This window comes from Bradyrhizobium sp. P2_E8 (genome assembly GCF_056403875.1).
In genome coordinates this window covers 1-1,012 of sequence record NZ_JBFUES010001610.1, presented here as the reverse complement: position 1 = coordinate 1,012, position 1,012 = coordinate 1, and the positions used below count along the sequence as shown (strand labels likewise).

General features: G+C 61.2%; 2 protein-coding genes. Both read left to right on the top strand.

The annotated features are described in order from the left end of the window. On the top strand, positions 1-177 hold a 177-nt coding region (locus AC1D00_RS42695; RefSeq protein WP_477014860.1), incomplete at its 5' end, for a TAXI family TRAP transporter solute-binding subunit. 157 nt (positions 178-334) lie between these two features. After that, positions 335-1,012, top strand: a 678-nt coding sequence (locus AC1D00_RS42690) for a TRAP transporter large permease subunit (protein ID WP_477014859.1), incomplete at its 3' end; no start/stop codon positions are given.

Genomic DNA, 1,012 nt, shown 5'->3' with positions numbered 1-1,012 from the left:
GTGTCGGAGGATCTCGCCTACCAGATGACCAAGCTGGTCTATGAGTCGCTGCCGGAATTGCAGAATGCCCACGCGGCCGGCAAGGAGATCAAGCTCGAGACGGCCGCCACCGGCAGCCCGGTTCCGCTGCACCCCGGCGCGATCCGCTATTACAAGGAAAAGGGGCTGATCAAGTAATCAGCTTTCGTTATCGGACGTCATGGCCGGGCTTGTCCCGGCCATCCACGTTCTAAGGCTAGGCGAGAAAGTCCGTGGATGCCCGGGACAAGCCCGGGCATGACGGTCTGGAGACGCTGTGCAATGTTATAAGCGTTGGACGGTTGGGGACATATCGATGTTGCAGGCAGAGGGCTCCGAGGCGCCCATCAAGGTCGAGTTCGACAATTTCGAGCATGGTTTCCCGGAGGGCTTCGGCCCGGGCTGGTGGGGCCGTCTCGCCTACTGGATCGGCATCGCCTTTGCGACTTTCCAGCTCTATGTCGCCGCCTTCAACTATCTGCCGAGCCAGGTGGTGCGTGGCGTCCATGTCGGCTTCCTCGTTCTCCTCACCTTCGGCCTGATCGGCAATTTCACCGCGAAGAGCGATGTCGGCCGCGCGCTCGGCTGGGTGATCGGCGGCGCCGGCTTCTTCTGCGGGCTCTATCAATGGATCTTCTATGCCGATCTGATCGCGCGCGATGGCGATCCGACCAGGCTCGATCTCGCGGTCGGTACGCTGCTCGCAGTGCTGATCTTCGAGGGCACGCGGCGGCTGATGGGCGCGGCGCTGCCGCTGATGTGCGGCGCGTGCCTGCTCTACTGGTTCTTCGGCCAATATCTGCCGTCGCCGCTCAATCATCGCGGCTATGATTTCGACCAGATCGTCACGCATCTGTCGTTCGGCACCGAAGGCTTTTATGGCGTGCCGATCTACGTCTCGGCGACCTACATTTTCCTGTTCATCCTGTTCGGCTCGTTCCTGGAGCGCGCCGGCATGATCCAGCTCTTCACCGACGTTTCTCTTGGGTTATTT